Origin of the sequence: Kitasatospora sp. NPDC057518 (assembly GCF_042802075.1) — a bacterium.
In the GTDB taxonomy this organism is placed as follows: Bacteria; Actinomycetota; Actinomycetes; order Streptomycetales; family Streptomycetaceae; genus Kitasatospora.
In genome coordinates this window covers 1-23,239 of record NZ_JBHVEU010000025.1, presented here as the reverse complement: position 1 = coordinate 23,239, position 23,239 = coordinate 1, and the positions used below count along the sequence as shown (strand labels likewise).

The window sequence follows — 23,239 nt, the reverse complement described above, 5'->3', positions numbered from 1 at the left end:
GTGCACACCCATCTGACCGACGACCAGCTCGCCATCGTCGCGACCACCCGGGACTTCGCCCGCGAGCACCTCGCCCCGCACGCCGTCGCGTGGGACCAGGCCAAGCACTTCCCGGTCGACGTCCTGCGCAAGGCCGCCGACCTGGGCCTCGGCGGCGTCTACGTGCGGGAGGAGGCGGGCGGCTCGGAGCTCGGCCGCCAGGACGGCGTGCTCGTCTTCGAGGCGCTGGCGACCGGCTGCCCGTCCATCGCCGGCTACCTGTCGATCCACAACATGGTCGCCTGGATGATCGACCGCTACGGCAGTCCCGCCCAGCGCGCCCGGCTGCTGCCCGGGCTCTGCTCGACGGAACTGCTCGGCAGCTACTGCCTCACCGAGCCGGGCGCGGGCTCGGACGCCGCCGCGCTGGCCACCCGGGCCCGCCGGCACGGGGACCACTGGGTCCTGGACGGCGTCAAGCAGTTCGTCTCGGGCGCCGGCACCTCACAGGTGTACGTGGTGATGGCCCGCACCGGCGGCCCGGGGGCCCGGGGCGTCTCCGCGTTCCTGGTGGAGCGGGACGACCCCGGCGTCTCCTTCGGACCGAACGAGAAGAAGATGGGCTGGAACGCCCAGCCGACCCGGCAGGTGCTGCTGGACGGCGTCCGGCTCCCCGCCGACCGCCTGCTCGGCGGGGAGGGCGAGGGCTTCCGGATCGCCATGAACGGGCTGAACGGCGGCCGGCTCGGCATCGCCGCCTGCTCCGTCGGCGGCGCGCAGGACGCCCTGGAGCGGGCCACCCGGCACCTGGCCGACCGGGAGGCGTTCGGGGCCGCGCTGCTGCACGCCCAGGCGCTGCGGTTCCGGCTCGCCGACATGGCCACCGAGCTGGAGGCGGCCCGCTCGCTGCTCTGGCGGGCCGCCGCCGCGCTGGACCGGGGCGACCCCCGGGCGCCGGAGCTGTGCGCGATGGCCAAGCGCCACGCCACCGACACCGGCTTCGAGGTGGCCAACCAGGCGCTCCAACTCCACGGCGGCTACGGCTACCTGGCCGAGTACGGCATCGAGAAGATCGTCCGCGACCTGCGGGTGCACCAGATCCTGGAAGGGACCAACGAGATCATGCGCGTCATCGTCGCCCGCGGCCTGACCGGGGCCGCGTGATGGGTACGGACGAGGTCCTCGTCCAGCGCGAGGGCCGGGCGGGTCTGATCGTCCTCAACCGCCCGGCGGCCCTGAACGCCCTCACCCACGGCATGGTGCGGAGGATCTCCGCCGCACTGGACGCGTGGGAGCGGGACGGCGACGTGGAGACCGTCGTGATCACCGGCGCCGGTGAGCGCGCCTTCTGCGCCGGCGGCGACATCGTCGCCATCCACCGCGCCGCCACCGGCGGCGACCCGGATGCCGTCGAGGAGTTCTGGCGCGACGAGTACCGCCTCAACGCCCGGATCGCCCGCTACCCGAAGCCCTACGTCGCCGTGATGAACGGCATCGTGATGGGCGGCGGCGTCGGCGTCTCCGCCCACGGCAGCGTCCGGATCGTCACGGAGACCACCCGGGTCGCCCTGCCGGAGGCCGGCATCGGCTTCGTCCCCGACGTCGGCGGCACCTACCTGCTCGCCCTCGCGCCGGGGGAGTCGGGCACCCACCTCGCCCTGACCGCGGGATCCGTCGGCGCCGCCGACGCGTTGCTGTGCGGGCTCGCCGACCACTTCGTGCCCGCCGAGCGGCTGCCCGCACTGCTGGACGACCTGGCCGAACTGCCCGTCCACGACGCCCTGGAACGGAACGTCGGGCCCGCGCCGGCCGGCCTGCTGGACGGCCAGCGCGGATGGATCGACCACTGCTACGCGGCCGGCAGCGTGGAGGAGATCCTCGACCGGCTGCGGGAGAGCGGCGAACCCGAGGCCAAGAAGGCCGCCGACCGGATCGCCGCCAACTCCCCGACCGCCGTGAAGGCGACGCTCGCGGCCCTGCGCCGGGCCCGGGCACTCGGCCCGCTGGAGGCCGTCCTCGACCAGGAGTACCGGACCTCCTGCGCGGCGCTCGCCACGCCGGACCTCGCAGAGGGCATCCGGGCCCAGGTGATCGACAAGGACCGCACCCCGCGGTGGAGCCCGGCGACCCTGAGCGCCGTCGAACTCGCCGCCGTGGACCGCTACTTCGCCCCGCTCGGCGACCGTGAACTCGGCCTCGCCGCCACCACACCCCTGGAGCGCTGGTGACCCAGACGATCGGATTCATCGGACTCGGCAACATGGGCGGCCCGATGGCCGCCAACCTCGTCAAGGCCGGACACCGGGTGACCGGCTACGACCTGTCCCCGGACGCCCGGGAGCGCGCCGCCGGGAACGGCGTCGCCGTGGCCGCCTCTGCGGCGGAGGCGGTGACGGCGGCCGGGACGGTCGTCACCATGCTCCCGGCCGGACGCCATGTCCTGGACGCCTACGGTGAGTTGACGGCAGCGGCGCCGAGCGGCGCGCTGTTCGTGGACTGCTCCACCATCGCGGTCGGGGACGCCCGGGTGGCCGCCGACCTCGCCCGGGTCGCCGGGCACCGGGCCGTCGACGCACCGGTCTCCGGCGGCGTGGCCGGTGCCGAGGCGGCCGGCCTGACCTTCATGGTCGGCGCGGACGCCGCCGACTTCGCCGACGTCGAGCCGCTGCTGGCGGCGATGGGCCGGCGGGTCGTCCACTGCGGAGGGTCCGGCGCCGGCCAGGCGGCGAAGATCTGCAACAACATGATCCTCGGCGTCTCCATGATCGCGGTCAGCGAGGCCTTCGTCCTCGGGGAGAGCCTCGGGCTCAGCCACCAGGCCCTGTTCGACGTGGCCTCCACCGCCTCCGGCCAGTGCTGGGCGCTCACCGCCAACTGTCCCGTCCCCGGCCCCGTCCCGGCCAGCCCCGCCAACCGCGACTACGCGGCCGGATTCGCGGCCACCCTGATGGCCAAGGACCTCGGACTGGCCGCCGACGCCGCCACCGCCTCCGCCGTCCCGGCCGAACTGGGCCGACGGGCCGCCGAGTTGTACGCCGCCTTCGCCCAGGACGAGGGCGCCGGGCTGGACTTCTCCGCCATCATCACCACCCTCCGGGAGGGCGCCGCATGACGTACGGGACGATCCAGGTCGAGCGCAAGGGCCGGGTGGGGCTGATCACACTCGACCGGCCCAAGGCGCTCAACGCGCTCAACGCCCGGCTGATGAACGAAGTCGTCGCGGCGGCAACGGAGTTCGACCGGGACGAGGAGATCGGCTGCCTGGTGGTCACCGGCACGGAGAAGGCCTTCGCGGCCGGCGCCGACATCAAGGAGATGCAGTCGCTCGACTTCGTCGACGCCTACCTCGGCGACTGGTTCGCCGCCTGGGACCGCTTCGGCGCCCTGCGCAAGCCCGTCGTCGCGGCCGTCGCGGGCTACGCGCTGGGCGGCGGCTGCGAGTTGGCGATGCTGTGCGACGTCCTGCTGGCGGCGGACACCGCGAAGTTCGGGCAGCCGGAGATCAAGCTCGGTGTCATCCCGGGCATCGGCGGCTCGCAGCGGCTGACCCGGGCAGTGGGCAAGGCGAAGGCCATGGAGCTGTGCCTGACCGGTCGGATGATGGGCGCCGAGGAGGCCGAGCGGGCCGGACTGGTCTCCCGGATCGTCCCCGCCGACCAGCTGCTGTCCGAGGCGCTGGCCACCGCCGAGACGATCGCGGCGATGTCCGCCCCGGCCGCGATCATGATGAAGGAGAGCGTCAACCGCGCCTTCGAGACGACGCTCGCCGAGGGCGTCCGCTTCGAACGGCGGCTGTTCCACGCGACGTTCGCGACGGCGGACCAGAAGGAGGGCATGGCGGCCTTCGCCGAGAAGCGCCCGCCGGAGTTCCGCCACCGCTGACAGCCCGGCCGGTACGCCGCCCCTCACCGGGGGCGGCGCACCACGGTCTGCGAGGGTGACCGCCAGGCGTACGCGTCTGGCCCCGGGTCATGAGTGTTGGCAGAACTCCGCGTCGGCGAGGTCCCGGGCCGCCGCGCCCTGGAGCGCGAGGCTGTCGGTGTTGAAGTAGACGGTCATCCGGTGGCGGGTGTCGCGGGTGGAGACCGCGAGGGCCTCGAAGCCGTAGCCGCCGCCGCGGTACCCCCAGAGCTCGACCCCGCAGGAGGTGGTCATGCGGGCGATGCCGAGGCCCTGGTCGTCGATGCCCGCGGGCACGGTGGTGGCCATCTCCCGCAGCTGCGCCTGAGGCAGCAGCCGGCCGGTGAGCAGGGCACGGTAGAAGCGGTCGAGGTCGTCGGCCGTGCTGATGATCTCGCCACTGGCGCGGATCGCCGAGGGGTTGAACTCCGTGACGTCGACGCCCGGTGGGGGCAACTGGACCTGGGCGGTGGAGTAGTCCCGGCCGGACGGACGGGGCAGCGACTCGCGCGTTCCGGGCGAGTCGGTGCCCCGCAGGTGGAGCGGGTCGATGATGCGACGGCGCAGCTCGTGCTCGTAGGAGCTGCCGGTGATCCGCTCCACGATCATCGCGGCCAGGAGGTAGTTGGTGTTGGAGTACACGAACCTCTCGCCGGGCTGGGCCGTGGGCGGCTTCGACATCGCGACGGCCAGGAGTTCCTCGGGAGTCCAGGTGTCGTGCAGGTGCTCGAGCCAGATCGGCCCGATCTGGTGCAGGGCGGGGTCGTTGAGGTAGTTGTACACGCCGCTGGTGTGGTTCAGCAGCTGCCGGACGGTGATGCGGCGGCCGTCGTGGCCGTGGCCCCGGACCAGGCCCGGCAGCCACTTCTCCACGGTGTCGTCGATGCCGAGCCGCCCCTCCGCCTCCAGCTGGAGCACGAGCACGGCCGTGAACGTCTTGGTGATGCTGCCCACCCGGAAGTGGTCCGCCGGACGGGGCGGGCGTCCCGTCCTGCGGTCCGCCACCCCTGCCGTTCCCACCCATCGGCCTTCGCCCTCGGCCACGGTGACGAGGACCCCGGGCGCACCGTCCCGTACCGCCCGCTCCATCGCGGCCCGGGTCCGTGCGTGCTCCGGCCGTCCGGCCCCGTCGGCCGGTGCGGCGGCGGCCGACGGGGACGCCGGGACGGGCAGGAGCGCGGTCAGGAGTGCAGCGGCCACGGCGGCGAGGGTGGCCGGGCCTCTTCCGGTGGCCACGGGCATGGGCGTGCTCCCTCTCGGGGCGGGGATCATCCGTCCTCAGTCAAACAGAGGTGCCACCGCCCCGCATGCGGGGTGACCCGCCGGCGCTTGCCCCGTTCCGGTGAGGAAACCGCAGGTCACCGGGCCGCTGGGGGCGGACGGTGCGACCAGGCGGCGGGAGCGGACGACCGTGGCGCCGTCGCCGCGGAGGTTCGGCCCGGCGATGGCGTCGGCGACCTCTGCGGGGTGGGTGCAGGAGCACCGTGTCGCGTCGGACAGTTGGGTTCGGGGTACGGGCCAGGCCCAGGAGCGCGCTGGTGTCTGCGGTGCGGGTCAGACCCGTCGATTCTCGCCGGCCGGCCTTCCAACTTCGGTTGCGGCCGAGGACCCCGACATCCGCATGGCCCAACTCGTCACCGCTCCGCTCACCCCTCGGGCCGCCGCCGCGCTGGCCGCGTTCGGCCAGGCCTGCGAGGCGACCGCCCGCACCCTGCACCTGACCCCCGGCGACCTGGTCGTCATCGACAACCGCGTCACCGTCCACGGCCGTACCGCCTTCCGGCCCCGCTACGACGGGGAGGACCGCTGGCTGCAACGCACCTACGTCACCGCCGACCTGCGCCGCTCCCGCGACCACCGACCCGACGACGGCCACCTCCTCGCCAGCTGATCCATTGCCCTGTCGCCGGTGGTTACTTAGCCTTGGGGGTGCGCGCTTGGGAGGGCGGATGAGCAACGATCAGGGGCAGGGCTACAGCGTTTCCGAGGCGCTGAACCGCAGCGGTCCGAAGAGCCGCGCCAAGCGGCTGTTCAGTGGTGTGGCGCTCACGCTGCTCCTGCTGGCCATGGGGCTGGTCGTGCTGGCTGCGATGCTCCTCGTCACCTGGCTCGCGTTCCGGATCGCTCCGTGGCTCGGCATGCTGCTGCTCGCGATCACGGGGCTCGCGGGCTGGATCTCGCGCGGCCGGATCCTCGCCGAGGACCGGGCCGAGAAGGAGCAGCGCCGCCGGGAGCGTCGCCAGTCCCGGAGCGGCACCCCGGGCCGCTAGCCAAGGGGCGTCCCGTAGTTGGTCTCCGGCCCGGAGTGGGGGAGTACCCCGCCCCGGGCCGGAGACCGGAGCCGCGGAACCATCGGTGCGTACGCCGGTGTTGTCCGGGCGCAGCGGCCTGAGCGGCCTCAGCGGCAGAGGGCTGCTTCGACGACGTTCTCGACGTGCCTCAGGGCGGCCTTGTCGGTCGGGCGGGAGGTCACGGCGATGTTGGCCGCGGTGCTGCCGTCCTCGGTGACGCCGCCGCGGGTCTCGTAGCCGGGGAAGCTGCCGCCGTGGCCCCAGTAGAGGCCGCCGCAGGGCAGGGGCCTGCTCACGAGGCCGAGTCCGTAGGCGGCGCCGGGGCCGACGGCCTCGGCGGGGACGGTCTTCTTCATCTCGGCGAGCTGGGCGGGTGGGAGGAGGCCGCCGTGGAGGAGTGCGGAGAAGAAGTGGTTGAGGTCGGAGTTGGTGGAGATCATCTGACCGGCGGCCCAGCCGAAGGAGGGGTCGGTCTCGGTGACGTCCTGCTGGGGTGCGTCGGGGGTTTCGCGGTAGTAGCCCTTGGGGTGGGGCTCGCGGATGGTCGTGTCGCCGGGGGTGGGGAAGTAGGTGTGGCGCAGGCCGACGGGCTTGACGATGCGGCGGTCGATCTCCGCCGCGAGCGGGCGGCCGGTGACCCGTTGGACAATCAGGCCGGCCACGAGGTAGTTCGTGTTGCTGTAGTTGAACCGGTCGCCAGGGGCGAAGTCGGCCTTGAACCGCAGTGCGTTGTCGAGGAGGTCGCGCGGCTCGTAGTAGTGGAACGAGGCATCACCCCGCAGGTACTCCGGGAGCCCGCTGGTGTGCTGGAGGAGCTGACGGACGGTGATGTTCCGCCCGTCGATGCCGTCCCCGCGGACGAGGCCCGGCAGGTAGGTCTCGACGGGCGCGTCGAGGCCGATCTTCCCCTCTCCGACCAGCTGCAGCACGACCACCGCCGTGAACGTTTTGGTGTTGCTGCCCATCCGCACCTGACCGTCGACCGGGACCTTCGCCCCGGTGGCCAGGTCACCCACCCCGGCGGTGTAGTTGCGGGCTCGGCCGTGCCCCTTCTCGACGTTCGCCAGCGTGCCGACGATGCCGTCGTCCCGCACCAGTGCGTCGAGGCCCTGCTGGACGGTGTCCGGCTTCGGTGCCGCGAACGCCGTGGTGGGGGCCAGCGCCCCCGTCGTCAGGGCACCGACGGCCATCGCGGCCACCAGGACCTTCCTGGGGCGGGACGGGTGGACGGTCTGCTGCGCCTGATTGCGCATGCATCAACTCCGGTTGCTTGTCGAGGAAGCCGGCGGGTCACGCCGCTGCCCCAACCCTCTCCGGAGCGGACCACCTGCGACGATGCCGCTACCCACCCGGTCGTGGGTGGGGTTATCCCCCGGTATCCGCAGGAATGGCGGGTTCACGGCAGTACGGCCACCGCCGCCACGTCCGCCGGCCGGTCGTCGTACCCGGGCACCGGGGCCTGCCCCTGCGCGCACGCGCCGGCCGCCGGCAGATCACCGGGGTTCGGCGACGAGCAGCGGGCCGCGTGGGCGGACGGTGGCGGCGGTGGCGCTCTCCCGGAGGGGGGTGGCCGTGGCCGGGCTGAGGCGCAGGCGGGCGAGGACGGCCGCGGTGACGACGAGCATCTCGGTCCAGGCGAAGGACTCGCCGACGCACTTGTGCCGGCCCGCGCCGAAGGGGACGAACAGCCTGGGTGGGGCGTGGCCGGCGGACCGGCGCCAGCGGTCGGGGTCGAACCGCGACGGGTCGGGGTGGAGCCGCGGGGAGCGGTGCAGCGCGGTCGGGCTGAAGAGGATCTCCGCCCCCGGGGGCAGGACGACGCCGCCGTACCGGAGGGGCTCCGTCGCCCGGCGCATCAGGATCCAGTTGGGGGTGTGGAGGCGGAGGGTCTCGCTGATCGCGTGGCCCGTGCGCTCCAGGAGCGGCAGGTCGTCCGGGGACACGGAGCCGTCGGGGGCGACGGCGCGCACCTCCTCGCTCAGCTCGTCCTGGAGGTCCTGGTGCCGGGCGAGTTCGTGGAAGAGCCAGGCGAGCGTGGTGGCGGTCGTCTCGGTGCCGGCCAGGAGCAGCGAGACGGCCTCGTCCCTGACCTGGGCCGGTGGCATGGCGAGGCCGGTCTCCTCGTCGCGGGTGGTCAGCAGCAGGGACAGCAGTGTGCCGTCCGGGCCCTGCTGCGGGGCGGCGGCCTGATCGACGATCTCGTCCACGGTGGTGCGCAGGTCGCGGACCGCCGCGTCGAAGCGCCGGTTGGCCGGTACGGGCAGCTTCTCCAGCAGCGGCGACGGGTAGAGCGCCCGCTGGACGAAGCCGGTGAGGACGACGGGCACGGCCCGGTCGATCCGGGCCTTCTGGGCGGCGCTCAGGCGGGTGGCGAACAGTGCCTCGACCACGATGTCCCGGGCGAGTCCGTGCATCCGCGGCTCGATCGGCGCGGGCCGCCCGGTCTCCCAGCGGGATACCGCCGCCGCTGCCAGCCGCGCGGCCAGGGCGGCGTACCGGCGGATGCCGTCGCGGTGGAAGGCCGGCTGGACCAGGCGCCGCTGGCGGAGGTGGAACGCGCCCTCGGAGATGAACAGGCCGTTGCCCAGCAGGCCGCGGGCCTGGTCGAAGACGAAGCCCTTCTCGGTCCTCGCGGCGTCCTGGACGAGCAGCCGGTGGACCAGCCCGGGGTCGGTGAGGACGTGAACGGGCCTGCGCCACAGGTGGATCCGCACCACCGGGCCGTGGTCGGCGAGCGACTGGAGGAACGGCACGGGGCGGGTCAGCAGCGGGAGCAGGTGGCCGAGCAGGGGCAGGTGGCCGGGTGCGCGCGGCGCGCTGCCGGGCGGGGCGGCGTCCTCGCGCATCAGTGCCTCGCCGCGGGGGACGGCACGTCGAACCGGGAGCTGCCGCGCGACCAGTCGATGTGCCCGCGCAGCCACAGCCCGAGGCTGCGGGCGTACGCGGAGGCCGCGTCGCTGCCGTCCGTGCGGACGGTCCGGCTCAGCTCGACGAACGCTCGCATCTCGGCGTCGCGCATGGCGACGGCCGACCGTCGGGCCTCGGCCGGGGAGCAGCGGTGGTGGCGGGCGAGGACCTCGACCAGGTTGTGGCGGCTCTGGCCGCCGGCGGCCTCCTTGGCGTGGGAGTACAGGTCGTTGTCCCAGCTCACCAGGTTCGCCGTGAGGTCCCTGAGCCTGCGTAGCGACGGTCCGTCCGCCTCCGCGGCCGGCACCTCGTAGCCGGCCGCGAGGTCGACCAGGGCGAGGCAGGTGTACGTCGCCCCGGCGTGCCGGCGCATGGCCACGTACTCGGCCAGGCCCGGTACGGTGCCCGCCTCCCGGTTGGCGGCCTCCCAGACCTGGGCGGAGAGGTAGTCGCGGACCGTGCACTCCCACCGGAACAGCTGGGACGGCGAGGCCTGCGCGGCGACCCGGTCCCGGATCTCCCGCAGGGCCGTCGCGTAGGCGCCGGCCGGTCCGGGCAGCTCGTCGCCGGGCGGCTCGGGGTCGACCACCCGGGCGAGGAGCGCGGTCGTACGGGCCAACGGCCCGGGGGCGGCGCCGCGTTCGCGGTCCTCGCAGTACCCGTCGTCGAAGGCGAAGAGCCAGACGTACCAGTCGGACAGCAGGCGCAGCATCCCGGCGGAGACCTCCGGGTTGGTCCGCGCGGCCAGGTGGCCGCTGCGCTGGCGGCCGATCCGGTCGGACTGCCGGTGGCGTCCGTCCAGCAGCCGGTGGCGCGCCAGCCAGTCCAGGCTCTGCCGGTCGGCCTGCTCGGCGTGGGGGTTCGTCAGGGAGGGGAAGGGGCACCACAGGTCGTCCGGGGCGCTGGGTGGCTGCCCGTCGCGGGGATCGGTCATGGGTGTGTCGGCCTTCGTTTGGTGTGTGGGGGCGGCCGGTCAGTTCCGGAAGGAGACGGTGAGGTCGGCGTGGCCGCGGAAGGTGAGGCGGTCGCGGCGGACCGCCGGGCCGGTGCGCCGCATGACGCTACGGTGGCGGGAGCCGGGGCGGTTGCGCGTCCGTGCACGGGGGATGGCCCGGGAGGGAACCGATGGGCCGGCGGGCGGGAGCGGGGCCGAGCCGGGGTCGCGGGCACGCTGCGCGCCCGGAGCGGTACCCGCCGTAGTGCCGGGGCGGGTTGACGGATTGTAGCCTTGGGTGCCCGGGGAGTGGGCGGTGAGAACCCGAGGGGGACGAGAGTGGTGGACGGCGGGCGGGTTCCGGTCCTGGTCGGCCGGCAGCGGGAGACGGAGCTGCTGACGGCGGCGCTGGTCCAGGCCGTGGACGGTGCGAGCGGTTCCACGGTGCTGCTGCGCGGTGAGGCGGGGGTCGGCAAGAGCACGCTGCTGGCCTGGGTGGAACGGGCGGCGCGCGAGCGCGGGTTCACCGTCCTGCGCGCGGTCGGCTCCGAGGCGGAGACGGACCTCGCGTTCGGCGCCCTCCACCAGGCCTTCTGGGCGCCGCTCCAGCGCTCCACCGCGCTGTCCGCCCACCAACGGGAGGCCCTGGAGAGCGCGTTCGGCGTCCGCCCCGGCGCCCCGAGCGGCCTCGCCGTCGGTGCCGCCGCGCTGGCCCTGCTGGAGGAGGCGGCGCGGGCCGCCCCCACGCTGCTCCTCCTCGACGACCTGCACTGGATCGACTCGTCGAGCGCGACCGTCTACGCCTTCCTCCACCGGCGCTGCGCCGAGCAGCGGGTGGTGATCGTCGGCGCCACCCGCCCGGACGGGCCGGCCGCCCGGCTCTGGTCGGCCGAGGCCGTCGACGTGCGGGCGCTGCCCCGGACGGACGCGGCCCTGCTGCTGGGCTCCCGCTACCCCGAACTCGCCCCGCCCGCCAGGGACCGGGTGCTGGCGGAGGCGGCCGGGAACGCGCTGGCGCTGGTGGAGCTGCCGCGCCAGCTCGCGGCCGCCCAGCAGCGCGGGGCCGCGCCACTGCCGGAGCGGCTGCCGCTGGGGCGGAAGCTGGAGCGGATGTTCACCGAACGGCTGGGCGCGGTGCCGCCGGAGGCCGGCCGTCTCCTGCTGCTCGGCGCCCTGGCCGCCAGTCCGGACTTCGGCAGCGGCGAGTGGCTGAGCGCGGTCGCGGACGAGAACGCTCGGGAGATCCTGGAGCGGATCGAGGCGGACGGACTGGCCCGGCTCGACCCGGCCGGGCAACTGGTGTTCCGGCACCCGCTGGTGCGCACCGCCGTCGTCTCCGCGGCCTCCGACACCGCGCGCCGCGAGGCGCACCGCGCGCTGTCCGACGCGCTCGCGCCGGGCGACCCCCGGCGGCTGGTCCACGAGGCCGCCGCCGCGCTGCTGCCCGACGAGGACCTCGCGCACCGCCTCCAGGAGGCCGGCCGCGACCTCGCCCGGCGCGGCGGCGACGCGGAGGGCGCGCTGCTGCTCGAACGCGCCGCCACCCTCAGCCCCAGCTCCTGCGAGCGCGCCCGCCGGCTCACCTGGGCCGCGGTGATGTCCGCCCACGGCGGGCAACTGCGGCACACTGCGGCCCTGGTAGAGGACCTGAAGGCCAGCACCGTGCCCGAGGACGTCGCCCCGCTGTTCGCGTACGCGGTGGTCTACGTCGACCAGAGCCACCACGTCGACTTCGAGTCCTCCTCCGCCCTGCTGCCCGCGGCCCTCGACGCGCTGACCGCGCCGGGCGCCGAATCCTTCGGCGGGCTGGTCGAACAGGCCTACTTCAAGCTCCTCCTGGCCGCCAGCTACACGGACGACCCCTGGGCCTGGCAGGCCCTGGAGCGGCACCGGGAGAACGTCTCCGAGGCGGGCAGGCTCTGCCTGCGCGCCTGGACCGACCCGGGCCCGGACACGGCCGCCGCGCTCCGGGCGGCGGCCGCGGACCTCAGCGAGGAGCAGGAGGCCGGTGCGGCCTGGCTCCTGCTCTGGACCGCCTCGGCGCTCGACTGCCCCGAGGGCGACCTGTGGCGCCGCTTCACCGGGCTGCACGGCTACGCCACCCAGGGCTCGGTCGCCAAGGCCAGGTGCCACCAGGACTTCCTACTCGGACAGTGGGACCGGGCGGCCGTCTGCCTGCGCGAGGCCGGGATTGCGGAGGAGCTCGGCTACCGCACCAACGCCCTGGTGTTCCGCCTGTACCACGCCCACTTCCTGGCCGGCCGGGGCGACGAGGACGGCCTGCGGGAGATCGAACAGGCCGTCCGGCCGACCGCCACCCGCGCCCGGATGCGGTACGTCCTGGACCGCCTGAGCCACCTGCGCGGCCTGGCCGCGCTCGCCCACCGGCGCTACGAGGAGGCGTACGCCCACTTCTGCGAACTCACCCCGCCCGGACACCTGCCCGGCGGCCGGCCCTGGCACCACACGCTGGTCCTCGACCTGGTGACGGCCGCCGTGCACACCGGCCGGCACGAGGAGGCCCGGCAGCACCTCGCGGCCGGACGCGCGGCGCGCTCGGCGGAGATCTCCGGCCGCCACGCCTTCCTCTTCGCGGCCGCCACCGCCCTGGCCGCCGACGACGACGAGGCCGACGCCGCCTACCGCGCCGCGTACGCCGTGCCGGGCGCCGAGCGGTGGGCGTTCGACCTCGCCCGGCTGCGGCTCGCCCACGGCGGGTGGCTGCGCCGGCGCCACCGCCCCGGGGCCCGGGAGCCGCTGCGCGCGGCCCACCACGTGTTCCGCCGCCTCCGGGCGGAGCCCTGGGCCCGGTGGTGCGAGGAGGAACTGCGGGCCGCCGGGGACTCCGCGGCCCTGCCGCCGGCCGGGCCTGCCGCCGGACCCTCCGGGCTGACCGGCCATGAACTGCGCATCGCCCGGCTGGCCGCGACCGGCCTGACGAACAAGGAGATCGGCCGGGAGCTCCAGCTGTCGCCCCGCACCGTCGGGGCCCACCTGTACCGGATCTTCCCGAAGCTCGGCATCACCTCGCGGGCCGCGCTCGCCCACGCCCTCGACGGCGGTCGACCGGCCGGGACGGCGCTTCCTCCGACCGCTGTCGAACCAGGCAGTCAGATGACCTAACGGGCCGTTGCCGTCGAAGTCCAGGCTGAGTCGCGCAGGGCTTCGACGGGAGGGCGGTCAGATGGGCGTGCGGGGGACGACCGGGTCGGTCACGGACGGCGGGAAGGCCGCGTTCCGGGGCGGTCCGACGGCGCCGGTGCCGGTGGGGGCGCACCCGCTCACCGGGCGGCCGTCCGACGGGCTCCCGGTGTCGCACCGGCTCGGCTACGTGCGGATCTCCACCCTGGAAGGAGACACCGCCCGGTTCTCCCGTAGCGCCGACCTGATCGCCCCGGCCCCGCGCACCGAGCCGCGGGTCGGGGTCGGGGTGCAGGAGTCCGGCCGGGCCGTGCTGGAGCAGGACGGGCGCCGCGCGGAGGTGCCCCCGGGCGGGCTCGTCCTGTACGACGCCGGGCGGCCGTTCGCCGTCGAGTACCCGGGGCGCTTCCGCACCCACCTGCTCCAGCTGCCGCGCCGGCTGCTGGGCGTGTCGGAGCGCGACCTGCGGTACGCGGCGGGTACGGCCGTCGGCCCGGCGGACGGCTGCGGGCCGGTGCTGGGGCCCTTCCTCGGCACCCTGGCCGCCTCCGCGCACTCCTACCCCGGCCCGGTCGGGGACCAGCTGGCCGGGCGGGTCGCCGACCTGGTGAGCGCGCTGGTCGCGCAACTGGCGGCGGACGGCCCCGGCAGTGTCGGCCCCGGCGGCCCGAACGAGCACCTGGTCCGGCGGGTGCGGGAGTACATCGACCAGCGGCTGGGCGACCCGGAGCTGACACCCGAGCGGATCGCGCGGGCCCACCGGATCTCGGTGCGGTACCTGCACCGGCTGTTCGAGCACGAGGGAGTGACGGTGAGCCGGCTCGTCCGGCAGCGCCGCCTGGAGGCCTGCGCCCGCGAACTGGGCCGCCGCGGCCGGACCGCCCCGACCGTGTCGGCGGTCGCCCAGCGCTGGGGCTTCGTCAACCCGGCGCACTTCAGCCGGGCCTTCCGCGCCGCCTACGGGGTCTCGCCGCGCGACTGGCGCCCGCTCGGGAACGACGGGGCCTGCTGACGAGCCGCCGAACCAGCACGACTTGGGCCACCGCCGCCGAGGCGCAACCCGGCGCGATCGGGCCCGCAGACCGAACAGGAGCACAGATGTCCGTCGTCCCGTCCGCCGTCCTCGACACCGCCGGTGTGCCGGCCGCCGACCGCGCCGAGTACTGGCACGAGGCGGTCTCCCGTACCTTCATCCCGCTCGACGTCGTCCTGCGCGAGGACGCGCCCGCGCCCGCGACGATCACCAGCCACCGGCTGGGCGCCGCCCAGGTCTCCCTGGTCCGGGCCGGCCCGCAGCGGGTCGAACGCAGCGCCCGGCTGATCGCCCGCGGTGGCGAGGACCACCTCACCCTGGCGCTCCAGCACCGCGGCACCGCCCGGCTGCTCCAGGACGGACGCCAGGTGGAGCTGCGCCCGGGCACCTTCGCGATCTCCGACGCCGGGCGGCCGTTCACCAAGGACCTGCCGGAGCCGTTCCTCTTCACGGCCTTCCACTGGCCGCGCTCGGCCGTCGGGGTCACCGAGGAGGACCTGCGGGTGCTCACGGCGACGGCCTTCGACACCCGCGAGGACGACACCGCCCGCCTGGTGGGCGCCTACCTGGACTGCCTCTCCCGCTCGGCCGGGAGCATGGAGCCGCCGGCGGCCGCCTGGCTCGCCACCACGGCGCTCGACCTGCTCGCGGTGCTCGCGCACGAACGCCGCGGCCGGTCCGTACCGGAGGCGCCCGAGGCGGCCCTGGCCACCCTGGCCCGGATGAAGGACCACATCCTGCGGCACCTGGGGGACCCGGAGCTCTCGCCGGAGCGGATCGCCGAGGCCCACCACGTGTCCGTGCGGTACCTGCACAAGCTGTTCGGCTTCGAGGGGGTGACGGTGACCCGCTGGATCCGGCGCCAGCGGCTGGACGCGTGCCGCCGGGACCTCGCCCGTACGGCGGCCCGTCCGGCGACCGGTCCGACGGGTGGCCCGGCGACCGTGGCGGCGGTCGCCGGGCGGTGGGGCTTCGTGAGCGCCAGTCACTTCAGCCGGGCCTTCCGGGCCGCCTACGGGGTCTCGCCGCGCGAGTGGCAGGCGTGCGCCCGGGCGGGCCTCGCCCAGGGAGGCGCGGCCCGGCCGGAGGGGTACGGCATCGCGGTGTGACCGCCCCCGGGCCGGGGCACCGGTCACCGGTCGCCGTGCAGCTCCGCGACGTAGCCGCCGGGGAACCGCACCATGGCGCTGTCCCGGCCGTCCGCCCGGACCGGGCCGGACAGCACCGACGCGCCGGCGGCCTTCGCCCGCTCCAGGGTGGCGCCGAGGTCCGCCACGCCGTAGCCGGTGAGCTCCCGGCCGAAGGGGTACGGCAGGTGGCCGTCCGTCACGGCGACCGTCGTGGTGCCGAAGCCGGAGGTGAGGCGCAGCAGCCGGTAGGCGGTGCCGGGCAGTCCGATCGCGGCGCCGTCGGCCCGGCGGTCGTCGGAGACGATCCGGCCGTCGGTGAAGGCGAGGAAGCTGCGCAGGAAGGCGCCCACCGCGTCCGGTGACAGGTAGAGCCGGTTCTCCGGCACGCTGGCGAGCCCGGGGTAGGAGGGCGGGGTGGTGTGGACGTACAGCTGGGCGTTGACGCCGCCGGGGAACTGGACGACGGCGTCCCGGCCGATCGGGTCGGCGAACGGGGCCACGGTGACGGCGGCCCCGTCGGCGCGGGCGGCGCGGACCGCCTGGTCGAGGTCGGTGACCAGCCAGCCGGTGCGCTCGGTGCCGAAGGGGTACGGGACGGGCGTGGTGTAGTCGAACACCGAGAGGGTGCCCACCGGGGAGACGACCAGTTCGGAGAGCGTCCGGCTGGGCGTGGGGGTCACCTGGGTGGCGTTCGGCCCGATCGTGCTCCCGCCGAAGGTGGCCACCCAACTGGCCGCGAACGCCTGCTCGGTGCCGGGCTCGACGTACACGTGGGTGGAGTCGTACTGGGGGCCGACGGCGAACTGCCGGTGCCCGGCGGCCGGTGCGGCCTGGGTGCCCTGGGCGGGCGCGGCGGTGGGGACGGCCGCCAGCGCGGCGACCGCCGCCACCAGCGGGACCAGGCGTCGGGTGAGGCGTCGGGTCAGGGGGCGTTGCACGGGGGTGACCTCCCGGTCGTGGTCGGTGCGGGTGCTCGGAGTGTCGGTGCGGTGGTCAGGCCGTCGGCGCGGCCCAGGGCGCGTCGGGCCCGTGGGCGGCCGAGAGCCGGTGGGCGGCCAGCGCCGTGCCCAGGAGCAGCAGGGCGGCCAGGGCGAGGGCCGTGGCGGTCCGCCCGTGCAGGACCAGGACCGCGCCCGCGAGGCCGCCGAGCAGCATCGCCAGGGCGGAGAGGATTCGGCGCCCCGGCCGCGGCGCGGTGCCCCCGGCCGGGGCCGAGTCGGAGGCGAGGCCGGTCAGGGTGAGGGTGAGGACGGTGGTGGTCAGGTCGGGTACGGCGAGCCGCCGGGCCACCGCGTTCTGCAGGCCCATGCCCAGGCCCAGCAGGACGATCAGGGCGTAGCGGGCGCCGGCGCCGTCCGCGAGCGCAGCGGTGACGGCGGCGCCGGCGGTCAGGGCGGTCTGGACGCGGGCGGTCAGGGCCAGCAGGCGCCCGCGGTGGTCGGCGGTCCGGCCGGCGAGCCGTCCGCCGCAGAGCGCGCCGGTCAGGAAGGCCGCGAGTGAGACCAGTGAGGCCGCGGCCGACAGGCCGGAGGCGCCCGCGAGGGCGAACCCGAGGAAGACCACGTTGCCGGTCATGTTCGCCACGAAGACGTGCCCGAGGCCGAGGTAGCTCACCGCGTCGACCACGCCGGTGGCCACCGTCAGCAGCAGCATCAGCGGCGGCAGCGGTCCGTGCCGGTCGGTGCGCGGCGGGGCGAGCGTCCGCAGGGCGTCAGTCAGCAGGGCGCGCAAGGGCGGTGGCTCCTTCGGGCGTGGCCGGGCGGTGCAGGACGGCCCGGGTGAGCAGTCCGCCGGCGGGGCCGAGCACGACGGCCGCGACGGAGATCCAGAGCGGCCAGGCGGTCAGGCCGACGGCGTGGTCGACGGACCACCGGCCCGGGCCGGTGAGGGCGAGCGCCCCGGTGACGACGACCAGGACCAGCGGGTACTCGTAGCCGTCGTCCTGCACCCAGAGCCCGTGCGGCAGTTTGACGGTGATCGCGACCGTCATCACCCCCATGGCGACCATGGCCGCCGGCGGGGTGAGCGCGCCCAGGGCCAGGAACAGGCCCGAACCGATCTGCCCGGCGCCCGCGGCGAGCGCGGTGGGCGTCCCGCCGCGGAAGCCGTCGTGCCGGAACTCCGCCGTCCCGCCGGCGAGGCCGTGGCCCCCGAGGCGGTGGCTCACCTTCTGTACTCCGTGCCCGGCGATGAGCAGGCCCACCACCACGCGGAGGATCAGCAGTCCGGTATCCATCGTGTCCTGTTCCTGGTCCCTGGTTCCTGTGCTTCTTGTGCGGTGCCGGCTCAGCCCGCGGCGTGCTCGCCGAGGAAGGCCTGGGCGTAGACGATCCCGAGGCCGTACGCGCCGCCGTGCTCCTTGACGATGTCCGTGACCACGCCGTACGTCTCCGTGCGGGCCCAGTCACGCTGGAGTTCGAGCAGGACCTGTACCCAGGTGACGGGCACCGCACCGGCCTGGGTCATCCGCTGGACGGCGTGCTCGTGGGCCTGCGGGGAGATGCCGCCGGAGGCGTCGGTGACGACGTAGACCTCGTAGCCCTGGTCGATCATGGACAGCACCGGCAGGACCAGGCAGACCTCGGTCCACAGCCCGGCTATCACGACCTTGCCGCGGCCGGTGGCCTTGACCGCCTCGACGACCGCCTCGTCCTCCCAGGCGTTCATCGAGGTGCGGTCGAGGACCTCGGCCTTGGGGAAGACCGCCGCCAGCTGCGGCAGCAGCGGGCCGGAGAAGGACTCGGCGGCGACGGTGGTCAGGACGGTCGGCACGTCGAAGGCCCGGGCGGCCTTGGCGAGGCCGACGGTGGCGTTGACGATCGCGGTGCGGTCGCCGCTGCCGGTGCCGAAGAACATCTGCGGCTGGTGGTCCACGAACAGCACCACGGCGTTGTCCGGGGTGAGCAGGTCGGGGCTGGGGGTGGCGCTGACCTGGGTGAGGTCGACCATGACGGGTTCCCTTCGGGGTGGTCGGACAGGGTCCTTCGCGCGGTGGTCCGCGTGAAGGCGGGTCAGGTGGATCAGAGGAGGAAGCAGGGGTCGAACGGCGCGCCCTGCTCGGAGGCCAGGCCGCGCGCGATCCGCCAGCGGTGGTGCAGCTCGGACTCGGCGACGGCCTCGCCGAGCAGCTCCGCCTGGCGGGCGCCCGTGCCGGGGGCGGGGCGGGCGGCCTGGTAGCCGCCGAAGTGGGCGACCGGGCTCCAGCCGGGGCTGACCGGCGGCAGCTCCTCGTCCATGCCCTCGTACTCGGCCGCGGCGTGGACGATCCGGCCGCCGACGACGGTCAGCACGGACTCGATGGACGGGATCTCCCGCTCCGGCACCGTGAAGTAGTCCTCGGACAGCACCGCCAGGTCCCCGTAACTGCCCGGCCGCAGCACGCCCTTGACGTCCTGCTCGCCGGTGAGGGCGGCGCCGGCCGCGGTGTACATCGCGAGCGCGGTCGCCCGGTCGACCCGGTTCTCCGGGGGCCGGATCGCCAGGCCGCCGACCGTGCGGCCGGAGACCAGCCAGTGCAGGGCGACCCAGGGGTTGTACGAGGACACCCGGGTGGCGTCCGTGCCGGCGGCCACGGTCAGTCCGCGCGCCAGCATGGCGCGGACCGGCGGCGCCTCGGCGGCGGCAGCGGCGCCGTACCGGCGGGTGAACACCTCGCCCTGGAAGGACAGCCGGTTCTGCACGGAGAGCGAGCCGCCGAGCGCCGCGATCCGGTCCAGGCTCTCCGGGGAGACGGTCTCGGCGTGGTCGAAGAGCCACCGGTTCCCGGCGGGGAAGAGCCCCTCGGCGGCGAGCCCCTCGAACACCGCGAGGTCGCGCCGGATCGTCTCGTCGTACGTCGCGTGCAGCCGGAAGCCCCAGCCGTGCTCGGTGAGCAGGCGCACGGCCTTGGCGAACTCCCCTTCGTAGGCGTTCAGTTCGGGGCGCGGCTCGGCGAAGTTCTCGAAGTCGGCGGCGGCCCAGGTGAGGTTCTCGCCGGCGCCGTTCAGCCGCAGCCACTCGTCGCCGTCCCCGGGCCGGACCGTCTCGACCCAGCGGGTGAGGTCGTCCAGCTCCTGGCCGGGGGTCTGCGGGAACAGGTGGTAGGCGATGCGCAGCGAGAGCAGCCCCTCGCGGGCGAGTTCGGTCACCGTGGCGTAGTTCTCCGGGAAGCTCTGGAACCCGCCGGCGGCGTCGATCGCGGAGGTCAGCCCGAAGCGGTTCAGCTCGCGCAGGAAGTGCCGGGTGGACGTCCTGCGCTCCTCGCCCTCCAGCGTCGGGGCCTTGGCGAGCGTGGAGTAGAGGACCAGGGCGCTCGGGGCGGCCAGCAGCATGCCGTTGGGCTCGCCGCCGCGGCCCCGGACGATCTGGCCGCCCTGCGGGTCCGGGGTGTCGCGGGTGTAGCCGACGGCGCGCAGCGCGGCGCGGTTGAGGACCGCTGACTGGTAGAGGTGGAGGACGAACACCGGGGTGTCCGGCGCCGCCTCGTTCAGCTCGGCGGGCGTCGGCAGCCGCCGCTCGGCGAACTGCTCCGCCGACCAGCCGCCGACCACCCGCACCCACTGCCCCCGGGGCGTACGGGCGGCCTGCTCCCGCAGCATCGCCAGGCCCTGGCGCAGCGACCGCACGCCGTCCCAGCGCAGCTCCAGGACGTAGTTGAGGCCGCCGCGGATCACGTGCAGGTGCGCGTCGTTGAGGCCGGGCACCACGCGGCGGCCGAGCGCGTCGACCACCACCGTGGACGGGCCGACGGCCGGGGCGACGTCCGCGTCGTCCCCGACGGCCGTGATCAGGCCGTTCCGGATGGCGAGGGCGCCGGCCTGCGGGCGGCGGGCGTCCCCGGTGTGGATCCGGGCGTTGCGGACGACGACGTCGGCGGCGTGTTCGGTGACGTTCTCCGTGCGGGGGACCAGCCCGCCGACCGGCATTGCAGGCACCTCGACGGCCTCCAGTCATGGGTTCGGGCCGCCGCCCGGAGCGGGCGGCGGCGCGGCGCGGTCGAGCCGGACGAGCCCAAAAGGCCGTCCTGCTCGATCTCATGACGGAACGTTAGGCAGCAGCCCGGTGCCGGAATTGGCCCAGAGCGCACCGGCACCGGTCCGGGAGCGCACCGGCCGGGTGGAGTGACGGCCGGGCGCGAGGCCGGTGTCCGAGTGTCGGCCGGGGGTCGAACCGGGGCGGCGCTCGCCGGTCAGCTCCCGGAGCGCCGCAGCAGGTAGGTGTCCATGATCCAGCCCTTGCGTTCGCGGGCCGACTCGCGCAACTCGCTGATCCGCGGGGCGGCTTCGGCCAGCGGCCCGGCGACGAGGATCTCGTCGGGGGTGCCGAGGTACGCGCCGTAGCGGATCTCCAGCCCCTCCGGGTCGATCCCGGTGAAGGCGGCGCGGCCGTCGAGCATCACCACGACGTCGTCCACGCCCTCGGGGAGGCCCTCGGCCAGTCGGCGGCCGGTGGTGATCTGCACCGGGCGGCCGACCCGGGTCAGCGTGGTGCGGTGGCGGGCGGCGAGCGCGGAGACGCTGCTGATGCCCGGGACCACCTCGTAGTCGAAGCCGACGGCGCCGCGGGCCAGGACGTCGTCCACCACGGCGATGACGCTGTCGTAGAGGCTCGGGTCACCCCAGACCAGGAACGCGCCCGTCTCGCCCTCACCGAGGTGCTCGGAGAGCAACTGCTCGACCAGGTCGGCCCGGCGGACGCGCCAGTCGTCCACGGCGGCCGCGTACGCGGGGGTGGTCCGGTCCCGCTCCGCGTCCGGTGCCTCGACCACCCGGTGGCCTGGCCGGCCGTGCTCGGCCAGCATCCGGCGGCGCAGCCGGATCAGGTCCTGCCGGTCCTCGTTCTTGTCGAGGATGAAGAAGACGTCCGTGCGGGCGAGCGCCTTGACCGCCTGCAGGGTGAGGTGGTCGGGGTCGCCCGCGCCGATGCCGATGACGAAGATGTGCCGCATGGGAGGCATTCTGCCGTCCGGGACGCCCTGGTCGCGTCGGCGGCCGGGAGGGGCGCGTCGCGATGTCGGGCGGCGGCCACCGTGATGTCACGTTCGAACCCTTGACCGGATCTTTTCCGTATCGCCATGATGGGCCGTCATGTTGTGACTCCGCCGCTGGGGGAAGTCCGGTTCGAATCCGGCGCTGGCCCGCAACGGTAGGCCGCCGGCTCCTGGTCGGAGGCGAGCCCGAGTACCCGTCGGCGGAGGTGTGTCGTCCCTCCTCCCGTCGTGGTCCGCGGGCCGGAGCCCCGAGGGCCGCCCCGGCTGTCGCCGCCGCCCTCCGGGCCCCTGCGCGCGGGCCCGGAAAGGTCACCATGCCCACGCTCCGCCGCGCCCTCGGTCTGCTCGCGATACCCGCCGTGGCGCTCGCCACCGCACTCCCGGCGGCCACCGCCGCCCACGCCGCGCCCGAGAACGCGCCCGCCGCCGCGACCTCGTCCCCGACGGTCCGCCCCGACGCCGCCGCGGGCGGCTGGCTGGCCCGCCAGCTCGTCGACGGCGACCACTTCGAGTCCGTCTTCAACGGGACCGCCTACCCCGACCAGGGCCTCACCATCGACGCCGTACTGGCCTTCGCCGCCTCGCGCGGCTCCGACGAGGCCGCCGCGAAGGCCACCGCCTGGCTGGCGAAGCCCGAGATCATCGGCGGCTACCTCGGCGACGGCACCACCGAGGCCTACGCGGGCGCGACCGCCAAGCTGCTGCTCGCCGTCGAGGTCCGCGGCGGGGACCCGGCGGCCTTCGGCGGCGTCGACCTGCCGGCCCGCCTGCGTTCGCTGCAGACCGCCGAGGGCCGGTTCTCCGACCGCTCCCAGTGGGGCGACTACAGCAACGCCTTCGGCCAGTCCCTCGCCGTGATCGCCCTGCACCGCACGCCCGGTGGCGCCCCGGCGGCGGCCGTGGACTTCCTGGCGAACAGCCAGTGCGCGGACGGCGGCTTCCCGCTCTCCTTCGGCCAGGCCGCCTGCACCAGCGACGCCGACGCCACCGCGCTCGCCGTCCAGGCCCTCGCCGCCACCGGCCGCGCCGCCAAGGCGAACACGGGCCTGGGCTGGCTCACCGCCCACCAGAACGCCGACGGCGGCTTCGCGGCCGCCGGGGCGACCGCCTCCAACGCCAACAGCACCGGCCTGGCCACCCAGGCGCTGCTCTCCGGCGGACGCCTCGGCCCTGGCCTCAAGGCGTGGGGCCGGCTGGTGAAGCTCCAGCAGGGCTGCTCCGCCGACCCGGCGGTCCGCGGTGCCGTCGCCTACGACGCGACCGGCTTCAACGCGGGCACCGGCGCCCGGGCCACGGCGCAGGCCGTCCTCGGCCTCGCGGGCACCCCGCTGTCCACGCTCTCCGCCTCCGGGGCCGCCCCCGACGCCCCGACCCAGGCCTGCCCGCCGGTTCCGGCCACGCGCTGAACCACGCTGACACCGCGAGGAGTTCACCGATGAGCGACACCCCCACCCCGGCCCGCCGTACGCTCGGGTCGATCGCCGCCTCGGCGGCCCTCACCGCCGGACTGCTCGGCGTCTGCGCCGTCCAGGCCCCGCAGGCGCGGGCGGCCGCCTGCGGCGGCACCACCGGCGTCACCGTCGTGGTCGACTTCACCGCCGTCGGCGGCGGCATCCAGACCGGCTGCGCGCCCGGCGACCCGGCCAGCGGCCTGGCCGCGCTCACCGGCGCCGGATTCTCGTACGCCTTCCACCCGCGCTACCCGGGCTTCGTCTGCACCATCAACGCCCTGCCGACGACCTGCACCAACCCGACCGGCAGCGCCTACTGGTCGTACTGGCACGCCCAGCACGGCGGCCCCTGGTCGTACAGCACCCTGGGCGCGGGCAGCTATGACCCGGCCCCCGGCGACGTCGAGGGCTGGTCCTTCGGCGCCGGCGCACAGCCGGGCACCACCGCGCCCTGACAGGCGGAGGGCCACCGGCGCCCCGTCCCCTTCTCCGGAAGGGGCCGGGG

The 23,239-nt window shown here is 75.2% G+C and carries 21 protein-coding genes and 1 riboswitch; of the genes, 11 read left to right on the top strand and 10 right to left on the bottom strand.

Annotated features, from left to right (window positions below; genetic code table 11):
* From ACFU7Z_RS04660 to ACFU7Z_RS04645, 4 genes are read left to right on the top strand one after another with little or no spacing between them, the layout of a single operon-like run.
* Entirely contained in the window at positions 1-1,143 is a 1,143-nt protein-coding gene (locus tag ACFU7Z_RS04660) for an acyl-CoA dehydrogenase family protein (RefSeq protein ID WP_380776036.1), read from the top strand.
* Positions 1,143-2,207 carry an enoyl-CoA hydratase/isomerase family protein gene (locus tag ACFU7Z_RS04655; protein WP_380776034.1) on the top strand — a complete coding sequence of 355 codons (1,065 nt, stop codon included), beginning with the start codon at positions 1,143-1,145 and terminating at the stop codon, positions 2,205-2,207. The genes ACFU7Z_RS04660 and ACFU7Z_RS04655 overlap by 1 nt, the downstream gene beginning before the upstream one ends.
* Complete coding sequence (mmsB, locus tag ACFU7Z_RS04650; RefSeq protein ID WP_380776031.1) at positions 2,204-3,091, top strand: 3-hydroxyisobutyrate dehydrogenase; 888 nt, start codon at positions 2,204-2,206, stop codon at positions 3,089-3,091. The genes ACFU7Z_RS04655 and mmsB overlap by 4 nt, the downstream gene beginning before the upstream one ends.
* Positions 3,088-3,861 (top strand): enoyl-CoA hydratase, encoded by a 774-nt coding sequence (locus ACFU7Z_RS04645; protein WP_380776028.1) that lies wholly within the window; start codon positions 3,088-3,090, stop codon positions 3,859-3,861. The genes mmsB and ACFU7Z_RS04645 overlap by 4 nt, the downstream gene beginning before the upstream one ends.
* 87 nt (positions 3,862-3,948) lie before the next feature.
* Here the strand turns inward: ACFU7Z_RS04645 and ACFU7Z_RS04640 are convergent, their stop codons facing one another.
* Positions 3,949-5,079, bottom strand: coding sequence for a serine hydrolase domain-containing protein (locus ACFU7Z_RS04640; protein WP_380776025.1), 1,131 nt, complete (start codon positions 5,077-5,079; stop codon positions 3,949-3,951).
* 421 nt (positions 5,080-5,500) lie between these two features.
* Between ACFU7Z_RS04640 and ACFU7Z_RS04635 the strand changes: the two genes are divergently transcribed.
* Positions 5,501-5,770: a TauD/TfdA family dioxygenase gene (locus ACFU7Z_RS04635; RefSeq protein ID WP_380776022.1), complete on the top strand. Its 270-nt coding sequence runs from the start codon at positions 5,501-5,503 to the stop codon at positions 5,768-5,770.
* Positions 5,771-5,828: 58 nt separating this feature from the next.
* Positions 5,829-6,149 (top strand): hypothetical protein, encoded by a 321-nt coding sequence (locus tag ACFU7Z_RS04630; protein ID WP_380776019.1) that lies wholly within the window; start codon positions 5,829-5,831, stop codon positions 6,147-6,149.
* Positions 6,150-6,277: 128 nt separating this feature from the next.
* Here the strand turns inward: ACFU7Z_RS04630 and ACFU7Z_RS04625 are convergent, their stop codons facing one another.
* From ACFU7Z_RS04625 to ACFU7Z_RS04615, 3 genes are all read right to left on the bottom strand, one after another.
* Positions 6,278-7,423, bottom strand: coding sequence for a serine hydrolase domain-containing protein (locus tag ACFU7Z_RS04625; RefSeq protein WP_380776016.1), 1,146 nt, complete (start codon positions 7,421-7,423; stop codon positions 6,278-6,280).
* A gap of 240 nt (positions 7,424-7,663) precedes the next feature.
* Positions 7,664-9,016, bottom strand: a complete 1,353-nt coding sequence (locus ACFU7Z_RS04620) for a cytochrome P450 (RefSeq protein ID WP_380776013.1) — start codon at positions 9,014-9,016, stop codon at positions 7,664-7,666.
* Complete coding sequence (locus tag ACFU7Z_RS04615) at positions 9,016-10,011, bottom strand: hypothetical protein (protein ID WP_380776010.1); 996 nt, start codon at positions 10,009-10,011, stop codon at positions 9,016-9,018. The genes ACFU7Z_RS04620 and ACFU7Z_RS04615 overlap by 1 nt, the downstream gene beginning before the upstream one ends.
* 339 nt (positions 10,012-10,350) lie before the next feature.
* Here ACFU7Z_RS04615 and ACFU7Z_RS04610 point away from each other — a divergent pair, with 339 nt between their 5' ends.
* The 3 genes from ACFU7Z_RS04610 (at position 10,351) to ACFU7Z_RS04600 (ending at position 15,294) form a co-directional block, all read left to right on the top strand.
* The gene (locus ACFU7Z_RS04610; RefSeq protein ID WP_380776007.1) at positions 10,351-13,134 is read left to right on the top strand and encodes a BREX system ATP-binding domain-containing protein; all 2,784 of its coding nucleotides are present in this window, start codon (positions 10,351-10,353) and stop codon (positions 13,132-13,134) included.
* 61 nt (positions 13,135-13,195) lie between these two features.
* Complete coding sequence (locus ACFU7Z_RS04605) at positions 13,196-14,164, top strand: helix-turn-helix domain-containing protein (RefSeq protein ID WP_380776004.1); 969 nt, start codon at positions 13,196-13,198, stop codon at positions 14,162-14,164.
* 86 nt (positions 14,165-14,250) lie between these two features.
* Complete coding sequence (locus ACFU7Z_RS04600; RefSeq protein WP_380776001.1) at positions 14,251-15,294, top strand: helix-turn-helix domain-containing protein; 1,044 nt, start codon at positions 14,251-14,253, stop codon at positions 15,292-15,294.
* A 23-nt stretch (positions 15,295-15,317) separates the two neighbouring features.
* On the opposite strand, the gene ACFU7Z_RS04595 is transcribed toward ACFU7Z_RS04600, so the two are convergent.
* The 6 genes from ACFU7Z_RS04595 to cobF all read right to left on the bottom strand — a co-directional run bounded on the left by ACFU7Z_RS04595 (position 15,318) and on the right by cobF (position 21,241).
* Positions 15,318-16,253 carry a VOC family protein gene (locus ACFU7Z_RS04595; protein WP_380775998.1) on the bottom strand — a complete coding sequence of 312 codons (936 nt, stop codon included), beginning with the start codon at positions 16,251-16,253 and terminating at the stop codon, positions 15,318-15,320.
* Positions 16,254-16,308: 55 nt separating this feature from the next.
* Positions 16,309-17,046, bottom strand: coding sequence for a YoaK family protein (locus ACFU7Z_RS04590; RefSeq protein WP_380775995.1), 738 nt, complete (start codon positions 17,044-17,046; stop codon positions 16,309-16,311).
* Positions 17,027-17,551, bottom strand: coding sequence for a DoxX family protein (locus tag ACFU7Z_RS04585; protein WP_380775992.1), 525 nt, complete (start codon positions 17,549-17,551; stop codon positions 17,027-17,029). Before ACFU7Z_RS04585 ends, ACFU7Z_RS04590 begins: the two co-directional genes overlap by 20 nt.
* Before the next feature lie 50 nt (positions 17,552-17,601).
* Positions 17,602-18,264, bottom strand: a complete 663-nt coding sequence (locus ACFU7Z_RS04580) for a hydrolase (RefSeq protein ID WP_380775989.1) — start codon at positions 18,262-18,264, stop codon at positions 17,602-17,604.
* Between the two features lie 71 nt (positions 18,265-18,335).
* Positions 18,336-20,219 carry an amidohydrolase gene (locus ACFU7Z_RS04575; RefSeq protein ID WP_380776058.1) on the bottom strand — a complete coding sequence of 628 codons (1,884 nt, stop codon included), beginning with the start codon at positions 20,217-20,219 and terminating at the stop codon, positions 18,336-18,338.
* Positions 20,220-20,482: 263 nt separating this feature from the next.
* Positions 20,483-21,241, bottom strand: a complete 759-nt coding sequence (gene cobF / locus ACFU7Z_RS04570) for a precorrin-6A synthase (deacetylating) (protein WP_380775986.1) — start codon at positions 21,239-21,241, stop codon at positions 20,483-20,485.
* A 118-nt stretch (positions 21,242-21,359) separates the two neighbouring features.
* Positions 21,360-21,500, top strand: a riboswitch (cobalamin riboswitch).
* 97 nt (positions 21,501-21,597) lie between these two features.
* On the opposite strand from cobF, the gene ACFU7Z_RS04565 reads away from it, so the two are divergent.
* On the top strand, positions 21,598-22,689 hold the full coding sequence (locus ACFU7Z_RS04565) for a prenyltransferase/squalene oxidase repeat-containing protein (protein ID WP_380775983.1): 1,092 nt from the start codon (positions 21,598-21,600) through the stop codon (positions 22,687-22,689).
* Between the two features lie 29 nt (positions 22,690-22,718).
* Positions 22,719-23,189: a flagellar hook-length control protein FliK gene (locus ACFU7Z_RS04560; RefSeq protein WP_380775980.1), complete on the top strand. Its 471-nt coding sequence runs from the start codon at positions 22,719-22,721 to the stop codon at positions 23,187-23,189.
* The last annotated feature ends 50 nt before the right edge of the window (positions 23,190-23,239 follow it).

Bases quoted from the DNA above. Each gene is read 5' to 3' on its own strand.
- ACFU7Z_RS04655 (WP_380776034.1), top strand. From the start codon at position 1,143: ATGGGTACGGACGAGGTCCTCGTCCAGCGCGAGGGCCGGGCGGGTCTG.
- ACFU7Z_RS04645 (WP_380776028.1), top strand. From the start codon at position 3,088: ATGACGTACGGGACGATCCAGGTCGAGCGCAAGGGCCGGGTGGGGCTG.
- ACFU7Z_RS04635 (WP_380776022.1), top strand. From the start codon at position 5,501: ATGGCCCAACTCGTCACCGCTCCGCTCACCCCTCGGGCCGCCGCCGCG.
- ACFU7Z_RS04630 (WP_380776019.1), top strand. From the start codon at position 5,829: ATGAGCAACGATCAGGGGCAGGGCTACAGCGTTTCCGAGGCGCTGAAC.
- ACFU7Z_RS04625 (WP_380776016.1), bottom strand. From the start codon at position 7,423: ATGCGCAATCAGGCGCAGCAGACCGTCCACCCGTCCCGCCCCAGGAAG.
- ACFU7Z_RS04620 (WP_380776013.1), bottom strand. From the start codon at position 9,016: ATGCGCGAGGACGCCGCCCCGCCCGGCAGCGCGCCGCGCGCACCCGGC.
- ACFU7Z_RS04615 (WP_380776010.1), bottom strand. From the start codon at position 10,011: ATGACCGATCCCCGCGACGGGCAGCCACCCAGCGCCCCGGACGACCTG.
- ACFU7Z_RS04605 (WP_380776004.1), top strand. From the start codon at position 13,196: ATGGGCGTGCGGGGGACGACCGGGTCGGTCACGGACGGCGGGAAGGCC.
- ACFU7Z_RS04600 (WP_380776001.1), top strand. From the start codon at position 14,251: ATGTCCGTCGTCCCGTCCGCCGTCCTCGACACCGCCGGTGTGCCGGCC.
- ACFU7Z_RS04585 (WP_380775992.1), bottom strand. From the start codon at position 17,551: ATGGATACCGGACTGCTGATCCTCCGCGTGGTGGTGGGCCTGCTCATC.
- ACFU7Z_RS04580 (WP_380775989.1), bottom strand. From the start codon at position 18,264: ATGGTCGACCTCACCCAGGTCAGCGCCACCCCCAGCCCCGACCTGCTC.
- ACFU7Z_RS04575 (WP_380776058.1), bottom strand. From the start codon at position 20,219: ATGCCGGTCGGCGGGCTGGTCCCCCGCACGGAGAACGTCACCGAACAC.
- cobF (WP_380775986.1), bottom strand. From the start codon at position 21,241: ATGCGGCACATCTTCGTCATCGGCATCGGCGCGGGCGACCCCGACCAC.
- ACFU7Z_RS04565 (WP_380775983.1), top strand. From the start codon at position 21,598: ATGCCCACGCTCCGCCGCGCCCTCGGTCTGCTCGCGATACCCGCCGTG.
- ACFU7Z_RS04560 (WP_380775980.1), top strand. From the start codon at position 22,719: ATGAGCGACACCCCCACCCCGGCCCGCCGTACGCTCGGGTCGATCGCC.